This window comes from Paraburkholderia sp. SIMBA_027 (genome assembly GCF_046535315.1).
In the GTDB taxonomy this organism is placed as follows: Bacteria; Pseudomonadota; Gammaproteobacteria; order Burkholderiales; family Burkholderiaceae; genus Paraburkholderia; species Paraburkholderia tropica.
The window spans coordinates 301041-315727 of record NZ_JAWRWY010000002.1; the positions used below are offsets into that span (position 1 = coordinate 301041).

The window sequence follows — 14687 nt, forward strand, 5'->3', positions numbered from 1 at the left end:
CTGAATTCTTACGGGGTTGCTTCGATGAATCGCTGTTACAGGCTGGTCTATATCCGCCACTACGCGCTGCCGTCGTATGAGTCGAGTTTCGTCGCGGGCGGCACGCTGTCGGGCAACGGCATCAGCATTGACAACACGGCGGGCAATGCGGGCGTGCCATCGCTGAATCTCGCGCCCGGTCAGGTGACTTCGGGCGTCAGCGTCAACGACATCAGCGGTAACGCGAGCGGCGGCAAGTCTGGCGCGGCATCGGTCAGTGGCGGCGGCAACATGGTCGACCCGGCGATTGCGACCGCCACGGCGCAAAACGTCCTGCAAAATCTGTCGATTCCCCAGGGCGGACTGTTCAGCCCCGCGAGCGCACCGGGCGCAACGTACCTCATCGAAACCAATCCGGCGTTCACGAACGCGAAGACGTTCATTTCGAGCGACTACTACCTGCAACAGCTTGGCCTGAATCCGCAGACGACGATCAAGCGCCTGGGTGACGGGTTCTACGAACAGCAGCTTGTCCGCAACCAGATTCGGGTTACAACGTCGACCGCTTTAATCGGCAGTTGCATCCCGAGGAAAAGCAGAAGATTGCCAAGCAGGCCAATGGAGACAAGGCAGAAGAGAAGAAGCTGACACAGGCAGCGTGCTATGCGGTGAAGTGCTGGGCCGAATATCCGCAGGGCAGCGATCAATACAATGCGAATTATGTGAGTCAGCTTGAAGCTTCGCAGCTCGGGCCGGAGTTGCAGTGGGTGAATAACCAGAAGGAAGCTGGGCTGTTCAACTACACGCCGACACAGAAGATTGCGGACATGGTACAGAGCGATCCGCTGGGTACTGCAAAGGACGCCGCCAAGGTTGTGACGGGTGGACTGACGGTCAAGACTGGCGTCGGAATTTGCGCTACCACTGGCGCGGGCTGTGCGTTGGGCGGTGGGGGAATGATTGCTTTCGGCGCGAGTGACATTGCCGAGGGTGCGGACGGTCTCTACAACCGTTACAACGGCATCAGTTCTCCGGGTGTGAATCCGCTGCGATGGGGTTTCAATCAAGTGCTGCCTGCTGGGTGGGGCAATGTCGCGTATGACGGCGCAAACGTCATCTTTGCAGTAGGAGCCTTGACGGCTCATACTCCTCTGAAAATGGGCACGGCAGACGGCCTGAATCGTTCCGGTTCAATGTTTGACGTGACAGTGCCGCGTATCAACAATAATACGCTGATTCCTTTCACCGGACAGGTGGCACCCTATGGAGTAAACCAAGGTATTCTGATATTCGGAGTAGGCTCGAAGGGGGCAGCTGTCATAAACGACATTCGAAATTCTGGGGGCAAAAAATGAATTGGCGCAGGCTATACGCAACTGCCCAAATATGGCTGACGGTTGGCTCTTTAGCGCTTGGGAGCGCCATTCTGTACTCTGTGATTGTAGTTGGTGTGTGCAGGAAGATATTGGCCGTTAGCGAATCCATCGCTGTCTATTGGATCGGCCTGCCTTTGTTGATTGCGTTGTTTATCTGGTTCGTTCTGATATTGCCCAAGCATTTGCGCAAGGCCGGCATGCTAAGCGACAGTCCTGAACGCTTCGGTCCTTGGTTCAAGAAATGAGCTAGCAAGTGAACTGGAAACGTCTATACGCGGCCGTTCAGACTACCTGCGTGGTATGGGGTTCAGCCATCAGTGCTGGAATTATTCTCGCGATGCTTGCCACTGGACTATGTCGATATGTGTTCAATTTTGAAGAGAAGCCAGCCATGCTTTTCGTTTTCCTTCCCGTTTTTCTGGTTCTTACGACCTATTGGATAAAGAAGCTTCCGGATCGACTGCGAAAAGCGGGAATGTTAAGCGACGAACCGGAGAGGTTCGGTCCGTGGTTCAAGGACTAGTAATCGAAAAGCACAAGTAACCCCGCGATAAATGAACTGGCGAAGACTGTACGCGACGATGGACCTATGCATCACGGTAGGTCTGTTCGCCGCGTTCATCGCTGCTTTTTGGGCATTTTTTCTTACCGGCATATGCAGATTTTTGTTCCACCGTGGCGATTCAACGGGAATGCAGAACGTTTTTGTTCCCGCTGCCATATTGCTTTTTCTGTTGCTGGTGAAGCTCTTGCCAAGGTGGCTCCGAAAAATGGGGTTGTTGAGCGATTCGCCCTCTCGCTTCGGACTGTGGTTCAAATGACTTCGATGCCTAAGAAAAGCCCATAGAAATTTAGCTTAAAGAACTTCTCGCAATGAAAATCAGAAAGAGCCTGGCGGCGCTGCCGCTATCGGCTATGGTCGCGCTCGCGCCCAACGTCCACGGACAAAGCCTCGGCGGTATCGAAACGGAACAGAACCAGCAACAACGCCGCGACGCGCAGCAGCGCGAAGCCGCCGTATCGGCGCCTGCTGTGCGCTCGACTGTGACGAAGATCGAAGCCTATCCCGCGCTGCCAGCCGAAACGCCGTGTTTCCGCATCGACCGGTTCGCGCTCGACGTGCCCGAGACGCTGCCGGCCGCAGCGCACGCAAAAGGCGCATCCGCGCTCCCGCTCGATCCGTTCGCCTTTGCGCGCGAATGGCTCGACCACTACACAGGACAATGCGTCGGCAAGCAAGGTATCGACATACTGAGCAAAGCACTACAGCAAGCCGTGCTGAGTCGCGGCTACGTAACCACGCGCATACTCGTGCCGCAGCAGGATTTGACGACTGGCACGCTGTCGTTCGCGCTCGTGCCGGGTCTCGTGCGACAGGTCCGTCTGGCCGATCCTTCGATGTGGGGAACATGGAAGAGCGCGTTTCCGGTCAGCGGCGGCGACCTGCTGAACATGCGCGATCTGGAGCAAGGTCTGGAGCAGATGAAACGCGTGGCGAGTCAGGACGTGGACATGAAGATCGAACCGACCGACATCCCAGGCGAAAGCGATGTCGTCGTGTCGGTAAGACGTGCAAAGCCCTGGACGTTCGTCGCGTCGGTCGATAACTCAGGCACGTCGTCGACGGGCAAATGGCAAGGCAACGTCAGCCTCGGCATTGATAACCCGCTTGGCCTGAACGACGTGTTCACGGTCGGCGCGAATCAGGATTTGTCGTTCGGCAACAAGGCGCTCGGTTCGCACGGGTTCAATGGTTCGTACTCCGTTCCGTTCGGCTACTGGACGGTGACCCTGTCGGGCAACACGAACACCTATTACCAGAACATCGCAGTCGTGAACGACACGTTCGTATCGAGCGGCAATTCACAGACCGCCGCGCTGCGCATCGCGCGCGTGCTCTCGCGCGGCCAGAACGACGTGCTCGGCGGCTATGTGCAGCTCTCGAAGCGTTTCGGCGACAGCTTCATCGACGACACGACGATACCGACACAGGCGCGCAACAACACGTTTCTGGAACTCGGTGCGACCGACCGTCACTACTTCGGCGCGGCGCAATTCGACGGCACGCTCGCGTATCGGCAGGGCATCGGCGACCTGGGTGCAACGCCGGACCCGTATATCGACGGCCCGACGTACCGCTTCCACATGGCCGTGCTCGATGCGAACCTGTCGGTGCCGTTCGCCATCGCCAACCAGCCATTCCGGTACGTCACGACGTTCCACGGCCAGTTCACCAACGACACGCTTTTCTACATCGACGACCTGACCATCGGCAGCCGTTACACCGTGCGCGGCTTCGACGGCGAAACGATGCTCGCGGCCGAACGCGGCTTCTACTGGCGCAACGAGCTGCAATGGCCCGTGCTCCAGACGGGACAGACGTTGTACGCGGGGATCGACTACGGGCGCGTGTTCGGGCCGAACACGGCAGCACTGGCTGGAACACAACTGGCGGGCGCGGTGATTGGCATTCGCGGCGGCGTGCCGACGAAAGTTGTTGGCGTCTCGTACGACCTGTTTGCAGGGACGCCGATCTACAAGCCCAAAAACTTCCCGACCGCGCGATGGACAGTCGGGTTCCAGATCACGGGGCAGTTCTGACTAGTGCTGTGTCGCCGGCACTTTGAGGGCACCGATCACTTCGTTAAACTTCTCGGTTTCGTCAGGTCCGATTCTGTAGGCATGCACGGGACATCGGATGTCCATTTCTGACGACTGGCTGCCTTCCGACGCTACGCCCTCAAGCGCGGCCAGGCATTCGTGCAACTGCTCTTTCGATAGTCCGTCTTCCATCGCGAGTGAAGTTACTCTTTGAATCGTGCCAAAAAAGTTTGAGTGATTTATCGCGGCCGACGAGGCGTTCGGCGTCGGCCTGTTGCAGGTCGCCGATCTGGTTCCAGATGCCGGCGCCGCCTCCGAACGTCATGGTGCCAAGACATAGTTCGGACACGAACAGGCCGGTGCGGCCCAGAGGATTCAATCGCATGGTGGAACTCCTGATGACACTTGCGGGGTCGAGGAAACGTCCAACGGGGCGAGGATACTGCGTTCGCGCGCCGCGTGCCGGAAGCGGGCGCGACGCCGGCACGCGCGGCCGAAACCTGCCAGACTGGCGTGACGCTCTGGACACCGTGAGCGGACGACTTCATCGAATCCTGTCCGCGAACGACGTTACCGGACGCCTTTCGACACGCCGCGCCCGCCCGCGACATCCGGCGCGACGCCTGGAAATTCGCACGCCTGGAAATTCGCGTAACGCGCCCTCATCTTCGTGCGCATGAACCCGCCCTCGACCGCCTCAAGCCGCGCCGACCCGCCGTCCGACCCGCCGGTGAAGCCGCGCCGCCGCCGCGCCGCGGCCGGCGACAACGCGCTCGCGCAGTTCCATCCGGCCGTGGCCGGCTGGTTCCGGCGCAGCTTCGACGCGCCCACGCCCGCGCAGCGCGCCGCGTGGCCGCTGATCGCCGCCCATCGCGCCACGCTGGTCGCCGCGCCGACGGGTTCGGGCAAGACGCTGACGGCCTTTCTCGCCGCGCTCGACGAACTCGTGCGCGAAGGTCTCGCGAACGGCGGCGCGCTGCCCGACGCGACGCTCGTCCTCTACGTCTCGCCGCTCAAGGCGCTCTCGAACGACATCCGCCTGAATCTGGAGCAGCCGCTCGCGGGCATCGGCGAGGAACTCGCGCGCCTGCATTTGCCGCCCGTCGAGATCCGCACCGCCGTGCGCACCGGCGACACACCGCAGCACGAACGCGCCGCGCTGCGCAAACGCCCGCCACACATCCTCGTGACGACGCCCGAATCGCTCTACGTGCTGCTCGGTTCCGAATCCGGCCGACGCATGCTGGCGAGCGTGCGCAGCGTGATCGTCGACGAAATTCACGCGCTCGCGGGCAACAAGCGCGGCGCGCATCTCGCGCTGAGCCTCGAACGGCTCGACGCGCTGTGCGGGCGCAAGCTGCTGCGCATTGGCTTGTCGGCGACGCAAAAGCCGATCGAGACCGTGGCGCGCTTTCTGGTCGGCTTCGGCGATAGCGATGGCGATGAAAATGGCGACGAACGCGCCGCGCCCGCCTGCGAAATCGTCGACGTGGGACACGCGCGCGAGCGCGATCTCGCGCTCGAAGTGCCGCCCGTGCCGCTCGAAGCCGTGATGGCCAACGACGTCTGGGAGCGCGTCTACGACCGCATGGCCGAGCTGGTCGCGCTGCATCGCACCACGCTCGTGTTCGTGAACACGCGGCGCATGGCCGAGCGCGTGGCGCGCCATCTGACCGAGCGGCTCGGCAACGACGTGGTGGCCGCGCATCACGGCAGCCTCGCGCGCGAGCAGCGCTTCGACGCCGAACAGCGCCTCAAACGCGGCGAATTGCGCGTGCTGGTCGCGACGGCGTCGCTTGAACTGGGCATCGATATCGGCGATGTCGATCTCGTCGTGCAGGTCGGCTCGCCGCGCTCGATTGCCGCCTTCCTGCAACGCGTCGGGCGCTCGGGCCACCAGGTCGGCGGCACGCCGAAGGGCCGGCTCTTTCCGACTTCGCGCGACGATCTGATCGAATGCGCGGCGCTGCTCGATTGCGTGCGGCGCGGCGAACTCGACCGGCTCGCGCTGCCGCACACGCCGCTCGATGTGCTCTCGCAGCAGATCGTGGCCGAAGTGGCCTGCGAGGAATGGAACGAGGACGCGCTCTATGCGCTCGCGCGCCGCGCCGCGCCGTTCGCGACGCTCGAACGCGCGAAATTCGACGCCGTGCTGCGCATGCTCGCCGAAGGCTACACGAGCCGTCACGGGCCGCGCGCCGCGTATCTGCATCGCGACGTGGTGAGCCAGACGCTGCGCGCGCGGCGTGGCGCGCGACTCGCCGCGCTGACTTCGGGCGGCACGATCCCCGACAACGCCGATTACGCCGTGCTGCTCGAACCGCAAAGCGTGCGGATCGGCACCGTCAACGAGGATTTCGCGGTCGAAAGTCTCGCGGGCGATGTGTTTCAGCTCGGCAATGCGTCGTACCGGATTCTGCGCATCGAAGCGGGCCGCGTGCGCGTGGAGGACGCGCAGGGTCAGCCGCCCAACATCCCGTTCTGGCTCGGCGAAGCGCCCGGACGCAGCGACGAGCTGTCGTTCGCGATTTCGCGTTTGCGCACGCAGATCGAGGCGCTCTTGAGCGACGACGATGAAGATTCAAATCATTCGGATGCCGAATCATCGTCGAAAGCGAAAGCAAGCAGCGCGGCGAACATCGAGCGCGCGATTGACTGGCTCATCGACACGGCCGGTATCGACGACGCCAGCGCGCGGCAAATCGTCGACTATCTCGCGCGCGCCCGCCAGGCGCTGACCGTCTTGCCCTCGCAGGACACGCTCGTGATGGAGCGCTTTTTCGACGAAGCGGGCGGCACGCAACTCGTGATCCACGCGCCGTTCGGCAGCCGCGTGAATCGCGCGTGGGGACTCGCGCTGCGCAAGCGTTTCTGTCGCCAGTTCAATTTCGAACTGCAGGCCGCCGCGACCGAGGACGCCATCATTCTGTCGCTGACGGGCGCGCACAGCTTCGCGCTCGACGAGGTCTGGCGCTATCTGCATTCGAATTCCGCCGAGCATCTGCTGGTGCAGGCGCTGCTCGACGCGCCGCTGTTCGGCGTGCGCTGGCGCTGGAACGCGACCACCGCGCTCGCGCTGCCGCGCCAGACCGGCGGACACAAGACGCCGCCGCAAATCCAGCGCATGCGCAGCGAGGATCTGCTCGCCGCCGTCTTTCCCGATCAGGTTGCGTGCGTCGAAAATCTCGCGGGCGAGCGCGAGATTCCCGCGCATCCGCTCGTCGCCCAGACGCTCGACGATTGCCTGCACGACGCGATGGATACGCACGCGTGGCTCGCGCTGCTGCGCCGCATCGAGTCGCACGACGTGGCGCTCGTGACGCGCGAGCTCTCCGCGCCCTCGCCGCTCGCGGCCGAAATCCTGACCGCGCGTCCCTACGCTTTTCTCGACGACGCGCCGATCGAGGAGCGCCGCACGCAGGCCGTGCTGTCGCGGCGCTGGAGCGATCCCGAATCCGCTGACGATCTGGGCGCGCTCGACGCCGACGCCATCGCGAACGTGCGCGGAGAAGCGTGGCCGCAAGTGCGCAGCGCCGACGAAATGCACGACGCGCTCACCACGCTCGGCGCGCTCGCGCAAAGCGAAATCGACAGCGAGCCGAACGCGCGCGACTGGCAGACGTGGCTTGAGGGACTCGCCGCCGCCGGGCGCGCGACGCGCGTGCCGATCGTCCACAACGACAGCCGCGACGAAGCCTTGTGGGTGAGCATCGAGCGGCTCGCGTGCGTGCGCGCCGTCTATCCGCAAGCGCGTTGCGAGCCGCCGCTCACGCCGCCGCCCGACTATGACGAGCCGTGGACCGAGGACGCCGCGCTCGTCGAATTGATCCGCGCGCGGCTCTCGGGTTTCGGGCCGCTGACGGTCGCGCAGATCGCGCGGCCGCTCGCGCTGGAAGCGAGCGTGGTCGCGCTCGCGCTGACGCGGCTCGAAGCCGAGGGCAGCGTGATGCGCGGTCGCTTCACGCCGGGCGCGCGCGACGAGGAATGGTGCGAGCGTCACCTGCTCGCGCGCATCCATCGCTATACCGTGCGCAAGCTGCGCCGCGAAATCGAGCCGGTCGAGCGCCACGATTTCATGCGCTTCCTGTTCGAATGGCAGCACGTCGCGCGCGACGCACGCGGCTCGGGGCGCGACGCGCTCGCCGCGATGCTCGAACAACTGGAAGGCTGGGAAGCGTCGGCGCTCGCGTGGGAGGACGAGATCCTGCCCGCGCGCATCGACGATTACACGCCGATGCTGCTCGACGAGTTGTGCCGCTCCGGACGCCTCACGTGGGCGCGGCTGCCCGCGCGCGCGGGTGCGGCGACGACGACCGTGCGCAGCACGCCGGTCGTGCTGTTGCCGCGCCGCGAAATGGCGCGCTGGACTGCGCTCGTCGATGCGACCGACACCGCTGGACTCTCGGTGCGCGCGCAGCGCGTGTATGGCGCGCTGCTGCGGCACGGCGCGATGTTCTTCGACGAACTGGCCGCCGATGCGCATCTGCTCGGCGTCGAACTGGAGAACGCGCTGGGCGAACTCGTCGCCGCCGGGCTCGTGAACGCCGACAGTTTCGCCGGCTTGCGCGCGCTGGTGAAGCCCGCCGCGAAGCGCAATGCGCATCACGGACGCCGCAAGCCGCGCGGTTTCGGGCCGCTCGCCGGCGGCATGGCGGACGCGGGCCGCTGGGCGGTGTTGCGGCGCGTGGAGCCGGCCGATGAGCAGGAAAGCGCGACGGACGATGGCAGCGCGCGAACGCCGCGTGCGGTGACGGCGAATCCTGCGCGACGTCCGCCCGCCGATCCGGCCTTGCTCGAGCACGTCGCGGACGTGCTGCTGCGCCGCTACGGCGTGGTGTGCTGGCAAGTGCTCGCGCGCGAGGCCGCGTGGCTGCCGCCGTGGCGCGATCTGCTGCGCGTGCTGCATCGGATGGAAGCACGCGGAAACGTGCGCGGCGGACGCTTCGTCGCGGGGCTATCGGGCGAACAGTTCGCGCTGCCCGAAGCGGTGGCGTTGTTGCGCGAGGTGCGGCGGCGCGGGGAGCGGTCCGTTCATTCAGATCGCTCGGATCGTTCGGAGGGCGAAACGGTGTGCATCGCCGCCGTCGATCCGCTGAATCTCGTGGGATCGGTGCTGCCTGGCGAGAAGGTGCCGGCGGTCACGGGTAATCGCCTGGCTTTTCGTGATGGCGTGCCGGTTGCCGCGCTGGTCGCGGGACGGTTTGAATTTCGCGGCGAGTTCGATGAGGCGACGCGCGCGGAATTGCGCGCCGCGTTGGCGCGAGGGGCTTAGGCGCGGGGCGCTCGGGCTGCGCGTGTGTGCCTTTATCGTGGACTCTGACTTGCCTCGATATCCGCGCTAGAAACGGCCCGCTCCGCATCCACGCGTTGCAAGCCATAGCTTCGCGATGAATGCGGGCGCTTTTACGATGGACCTTTCTGTTCAGCCGTCTCGCGCAGGAATGGCAGTTAGTTGCAATTCACTGCGCGGCAAATAGGCGGGCAGTTAGTTGCGAACGCTCACCGGCACGCCGCCAAAATGCCGACGCACACGCAGACCATTCGCGACCACCAGCAAACTGGCGCCGACATCGGCGAACACGGCCATCCAGAGCGTCGCCTCGCCCGCCAGCGCGAGCACCAGAAACACGGCCTTGATGCCGAGCGCCAGCGCGATGTTCTGCATCAGCACCGCCGACACCTTGCGGCTCAGTCCCACGAACGCCGCGATCTTGCGCGGATCGTCGTCCATGATCGCGACGTCGGCAGTTTCGAGCGCCGTCGCCGTGCCCGCCGCGCCCATCGCGAAGCCGATGTCGGCGCGCGCCAGCGCCGGTGCGTCGTTCACGCCGTCGCCGACCATCGCGGTCATGCCGTGGCGCGCCGACAGATCCGCGACCGCGTCCTGTTTGTCCTGCGGCAGCAGATTGCCGCGCGCGTCGTCGATGCCGAGCTGCGCGGCGATCGCACGCGCCGTCGCCGGGTTGTCGCCGGTCAGCATGACGGGCGTCACGCCGAGCTGCTTGAGCGCGCGCACCGCGTCCGCGCTTTCGGGCCGCACGGCGTCGGCGACCGCGAACAGCGCGACGGCCTCGCGCGGCGAGCACAGCACGATCGCCGTCTTGCCCTGGGTTTCGAGCGTTGCAAGACGCGCTTCGAGGTCGGGCGAGCACACGCCCAGCGACTCCACCAGCCGGTGATTGCCGAGATGCCAGACTTCGCCCGCGATGCGCCCTTTCACGCCGAGTCCGTTGAGCACCGCGAAATCGTCGACGGCGACCAGCGCGGCCGGCGCACCTTGCTCCGCACGCGTCCGCCAGCCCGCGACGACGGCGCGCGCGACCGGATGCGTGCTCGCATCGTCGAGGCTCGCGGCGAGGTGTAACGCGTCATCGACGGACAGCGCGCCGAGCGCAAACGCATCGGTCAGCGCGGGCTGGCCGCGCGTGAGCGTGCCGGTCTTGTCGAGCGCGACGGCCTTGAGCAGACGCCCGCGTTCGAGCCACACGCCGCCCTTCACGAGGATGCCCGCGCGGGCCGCGGCGGCGAGGCCGCTCACCACCGTCACGGGCGTCGACACGACCAGCGCGCACGGACACGCGATCACCAGCAGCACGAGCGCCTTGTAGAGCCACGCGCTCCACGCGCCGCCGAACGCGAGCGGCCCGGCCACGGCGATCAGCACCGCGAGCGCGACGACCGCCGGCGTGTAATAGCGCGCGAACTGATCGACGAAACGCTGCGTGGGCGCGCGCTGCGCCTGCGCCTCCTGAACCGCCGCCGCGATGCGCGCGAGCGTGCTGTCGCGCGCGACCGCCGTGACGCGCGCCTCCACGACGCCGTCGACGACGATGCTGCCAGCGTAAAGCGCATCGCCTTGCGCCTTGTCGACGGGCAGGCTCTCGCCGGTGATGGGCGCCTGGTCGAGCGCGGCGCGGCCCGATTCGACGCGGGCGTCGAGCGGCACGCGCTCGCCGGTGCGCACACGGATGCGGCTATCGACGGCGACGTCGGCCACCGCCAGCGTGCGCCACTCGCCTGCGCTCCAGACGTCGGCCGTTTCGGGCGCGAGCGCGGTCAGCGAGCGGATCGCATTGCGCGCGCGTTCGAGCGAGAGGGCCTCGATTTGCTCGGCGAGCGCGAACAGGAACACGACCATGGCCGCTTCCGGCCACTTGCCGATGACGATCGCGCCGGCCACCGCCAGCGACATCAGAAAGTAAATGTTGATCGTGAAGTTCTTGAGCGCGATCCAGCCTTTGCGCAGCGTCGGCAGACCCGCGCAGAGCAGCGAAACGACGGCGCAGATCAGCACGGGCACGCCGGTTTCGTGGCCGGTGGTCCACGCGAGCACTTCCGCGCCCGCCGCCGCGACGCCGCTTGCGGCAAGCAGCAGCTTCTGGCGCAGCGCGAGGCCGACGCCCGGCGACAAGCCGGCATCGGCGCGATTCCCGGCGTCATCGTCGGCGAGCGGACGCGGCGCCATGTCGAGCGCGCGCAACGCGGATTCGAGCGGCTGCGCATCGGGCAGACGGTGATAGACGGTCAACTCGCGCGCGATCAGGTCGAAGTCGAGGCGCGCGACGCCCGGCATCGGTTCGAGCCGGTTGCGGATCAGCCGCTCCTCGGTCGGACAGTCCATGTTGTCGATGCGGTAGCGCGCGCGTCGCGTGCCTTCCGGCGCGGGCGCCAGCGCGCGAAGACGTGCGGCGGGTTGCGGTGCGGCGCCTTGGCAGCAGGACGACGCGGCGTGGTCGTGGGTGTGGTCGTGATCGGCGTGATCGTGCGCGTGATCCGCATGGTCGTGATCGTGGCCGTGCGAATGGTCGTGATCGTGTTCATGTCCGCCAGCCGGCGCGGCCGAATCGGCCGTTGCCGCCGCGTCCGCGACTTCGGTGTGACAGCCATGATCGGCATGACAGCCGCAGGCAGGTTTATGATCGTGCCCCGATCGCTTCGATGCCACGCCCGATGCCGCGGCTGCGCCGTCCGCGCCGGACGCACCGGCGCGCGCCCGATAGCGCCGAGCGAGCACCAACCGCGACAAGAATGCCTGACCCATGGCCGAGTTCTCCCAAAGATGACAGAATCATTGGACAGCCTGTAGTCGCTACAGGGTCAAGCCATTTTTGGGAACTGTGACGATGAGAATCGGTGAATTGGCGCGCCACGCCCACTGCGACGTGGAAACCGTGCGCTTCTACGAGCGCGAGGGTTTGCTCGACGAACCCGCGCGCGAAACCAACGGCTACCGCAGCTATACGGTCGCGCATGCCGCGCAGCTGAACTTCATCCGCCATTGCCGTTCGCTGGGCATCGGTCTCGCGGACATCCGCACGCTGCGACGCTTTCAGGCGGACCCGAGCCAGCCGTGCGACGAAGTGAACGAGCTGATCGACAGCCAGATCGCGCGCATTCATCAGCAGATCGAATCGATGCGCACGCTCGAACAGCAGTTGCGCACGCTGCGCGACAGCTGCCACGCGCACCACAGCAGCAGCGCCGAGTGCGGGATCATGAAAAATCTCGAGCAGCCGATCGACGATGAAAACTGCTCGTGCCACGCGGACGCGCCGCTCGACGCCCAGGCGCCTCACTCCCAGCGCGCGAATCAGTCGCATCACTGAACCGCAGCACGGATTCACGCCGCGCTGGAAGCCGGCAAGCCCGCGCGACATCCTCATATGCACGGCCCGGCAACGTTCCGGGCGGCGCATGACGGCAAGATGGCCGTTTCAGCGCATCACGGCGCCTTGGCGATCACTTCGGCGACCGTCGCCGTGAGCTTCTTCGCGTAGGGCACGTGCAGGAATTCGTTCGGCCCGTGCGCATTCGACTTCGGCCCGAGCACGCCGCACACCATGAACTGCGACTTCGGGAAACCGGCCTGCAGCACGTTCATCAGCGGGATCGTGCCGCCCTGACCCAGGTATGCGCAGTCGGCGCCGAAGTGCGTGCGCGAGGCGTCGTCGAGCGCGCCCGCCAGCCACGGCGCGAGATCGGGCGCGCTCCAGCCGTTGGCCGCGCCGGCGTCGGGCTTGAAGGTGACCTTTGCGTTATACGGCGGGTCGAGTTCCAGCAGGGCCTTGAGTTCCGCCACGGCCTTCGACGCCTCCACGAGCGGCGGCAAACGCAGCGAAAGCTTAAACGCCGTACGCGGACGCAGCACGTTGCCCGCATCGGCCAGCGCGGGCAGGCCCGCCGCGCCCGTCACGGACAGCGAAGGCCGCCACGTGGAATCGAGCAGCGCCTGTTGCGGATCGCTCGTGGTAGGCAGCACGCGGCGGCCATCCTGACCGCACGCCCACGGCATGCTCTTCCAGACGTTTTCGCCAAGGATTTGCGCCGTGGCCTGCGCCTCCGCAAGCCGCGTGGACGGAATCGCGCAATGGAAGCCCTTGGGCAGCAGCGTGCCGCTCGCGGCGTCTTCGAGCCGCTCGAACAACTGACGCATGATGCGGAAGCTCGACGGCGCGATGCCGCCATACGAGCCCGAGTGAATGCCCTCTTCCAGCACGTCGACTTCCAGATCGCCCGAGACGAGCCCGCGCAACGAAGTCGTGAGCCAGAGCTGATCGTAATTGCCCGCGCCGGAGTCGAGACACACCACGAGACCGACATCGCCCAGACGATCGCGCAGCGCGTCGACATACGGCAACAGGTCGTAGCTGCCCGATTCCTCGCAGGTTTCGATGAGGCCCACGCAACGCGGACGCTCGATACCCTGCGCGTCGAGCGCCGCCAGCGCGGTGACGCTCGCATAGATGGCGTAGCCGTCGTCCGCGCCGCCGCGACCGTAGAGGCGGCCGTCTTCGAGCTTCGGCGTCCACGGGCCGAGGTCGTTGCGCCACCCCGCGAACTCGGGCTGCTTGTCGAGGTGGCCGTAGAGCACGACGGTTTCAGTGCTGCCCGAACGCGTGGCGGGCGCCTCGAAGAAGATTACCGGCGTGCGGCCCGCCAGCCTGACGACTTCGAGCTTGAGGCCGCGCACCGGCTGCTGCTCGGCCCATTGCGCCGCTTCCTGCACGACGCGCTCCAGATAACCGTGCTTCGCCCAGTCGGGATCGAACGCCGGACTCTTCGCCGGCACGGCGATGTAATCCGTGAGCGCGGGCACGATTTCGTCGTTCCACTTACGCTCGACGAAGGCGCGCAAGGCGTCGTGATCGAGTTGACGGGTGTCCTCTGTCGTGTCTGAGCTCATGGCGGGCATTCCTGCGAAGAAAAACCCGATGATAGACCCGAACAGGCATCGGGCGGAGGGTTCGCCAAAAACGTTGGCCATCCGGCCAGGACCGATAACCGCGCAACCCCGATCCGCGCGACAATGGGCCACCGGCGGCGCCCTTTCCACGGAGGATCGACCATGGCGAGCCATTCCCTCTTCGAGATCGTCGTGCTGCTCGCGGCGGTCGTGATCTACTTCCTGCCCGCGATGATCGCGGACCGGCGCGCGCGCCACGACCTGCTGACCATCGCGCTATTCAATGCGGTGATCGGCTGGACCGTGCTGGGCTGGCTGCTCGCGCTCTACTGGGCGCTGCAGCCGAATCCCCCCAAGGACCTCGGCGGCAACGTCAAGGTGCGCAGCCGGCGCGTCGGCATGCAGCTGTTTTCGCGCCGTCTCGACGACCGCGTTCAGGCACGCGGCGCACGTCGCGACACCGACACCGCGCCCACCAGCGCTCCCGCCGGCGAGCCCAGGAACGCCGACCGCGAACGCTCGTCGCATTGAATCGCGCCATCGCGTGA

General features: G+C 65.8%; 7 protein-coding genes and 2 pseudogenes. 6 read left to right on the plus strand and 3 right to left on the minus strand.

Annotated elements, in window-relative coordinates:
* Positions 1-51: 51 nt before the first annotated feature.
* The 3 genes and pseudogenes from SB764_RS04335 to SB764_RS04345 all read left to right on the plus strand — a co-directional run.
* Positions 52-555 (plus strand): annotated as a pseudogene (locus tag SB764_RS04335) (hypothetical protein); the annotation flags it as partial.
* 2 nt (positions 556-557) lie between these two features.
* Positions 558-1334 carry a hypothetical protein gene (locus SB764_RS04340; protein ID WP_410862750.1) on the plus strand — a complete coding sequence of 259 codons (777 nt, stop codon included), beginning with the start codon at positions 558-560 and terminating at the stop codon, positions 1332-1334.
* An 894-nt stretch (positions 1335-2228) separates the two neighbouring features.
* Positions 2229-3956 (plus strand): ShlB/FhaC/HecB family hemolysin secretion/activation protein, encoded by a 1728-nt coding sequence (locus SB764_RS04345; protein WP_410862752.1) that lies wholly within the window; start codon positions 2229-2231, stop codon positions 3954-3956.
* 244 nt (positions 3957-4200) lie between these two features.
* Here SB764_RS04345 and SB764_RS04350 read toward each other — a convergent pair.
* Positions 4201-4341 (minus strand): annotated as a pseudogene (locus SB764_RS04350) (aldo/keto reductase); the annotation flags it as partial.
* 291 nt (positions 4342-4632) lie between these two features.
* Between SB764_RS04350 and SB764_RS04355 the strand changes: the two are divergent.
* Entirely contained in the window at positions 4633-9228 is a 4596-nt protein-coding gene (locus SB764_RS04355) for a DEAD/DEAH box helicase (protein ID WP_410862754.1), read from the plus strand.
* 213 nt (positions 9229-9441) lie between these two features.
* Here SB764_RS04355 and SB764_RS04360 read toward each other — a convergent pair whose 3' ends face one another.
* A complete protein-coding gene (locus SB764_RS04360) occupies positions 9442-11997 on the minus strand; it encodes a heavy metal translocating P-type ATPase (RefSeq protein ID WP_410862756.1) in 2556 nt (851 codons plus the stop codon).
* 82 nt (positions 11998-12079) lie between these two features.
* On the opposite strand from SB764_RS04360, the gene cadR reads away from it, so the two are divergent.
* On the plus strand, positions 12080-12562 hold the full coding sequence (gene cadR, locus SB764_RS04365) for a Cd(II)/Pb(II)-responsive transcriptional regulator (RefSeq protein WP_410862758.1): 483 nt from the start codon (positions 12080-12082) through the stop codon (positions 12560-12562).
* 116 nt (positions 12563-12678) lie between these two features.
* Here the strand turns inward: cadR and SB764_RS04370 are convergent, their stop codons facing one another.
* On the minus strand, positions 12679-14139 hold the full coding sequence (locus tag SB764_RS04370) for a M20 family metallopeptidase (protein ID WP_110326961.1): 1461 nt from the start codon (positions 14137-14139) through the stop codon (positions 12679-12681).
* Positions 14140-14301: 162 nt separating this feature from the next.
* On the opposite strand from SB764_RS04370, the gene SB764_RS04375 reads away from it, so the two are divergent.
* Positions 14302-14670: a superinfection immunity protein gene (locus SB764_RS04375; RefSeq protein ID WP_065060705.1), complete on the plus strand. Its 369-nt coding sequence runs from the start codon at positions 14302-14304 to the stop codon at positions 14668-14670.
* The last annotated feature ends 17 nt before the right edge of the window (positions 14671-14687 follow it).

Coding starts and splice junctions, on each gene's coding strand:
- SB764_RS04345 (WP_410862752.1), top strand. CDS start 2,229: ATGAAAATCAGAAAGAGCCTGGCGGCGCTGCCGCTATCGGCTATGGTC.
- SB764_RS04355 (WP_410862754.1), top strand. CDS start 4,633: ATGAACCCGCCCTCGACCGCCTCAAGCCGCGCCGACCCGCCGTCCGAC.
- SB764_RS04360 (WP_410862756.1), bottom strand. CDS start 11,997: ATGGGTCAGGCATTCTTGTCGCGGTTGGTGCTCGCTCGGCGCTATCGG.
- cadR (WP_410862758.1), top strand. CDS start 12,080: ATGAGAATCGGTGAATTGGCGCGCCACGCCCACTGCGACGTGGAAACC.
- SB764_RS04370 (WP_110326961.1), bottom strand. CDS start 14,139: ATGAGCTCAGACACGACAGAGGACACCCGTCAACTCGATCACGACGCC.
- SB764_RS04375 (WP_065060705.1), top strand. CDS start 14,302: ATGGCGAGCCATTCCCTCTTCGAGATCGTCGTGCTGCTCGCGGCGGTC.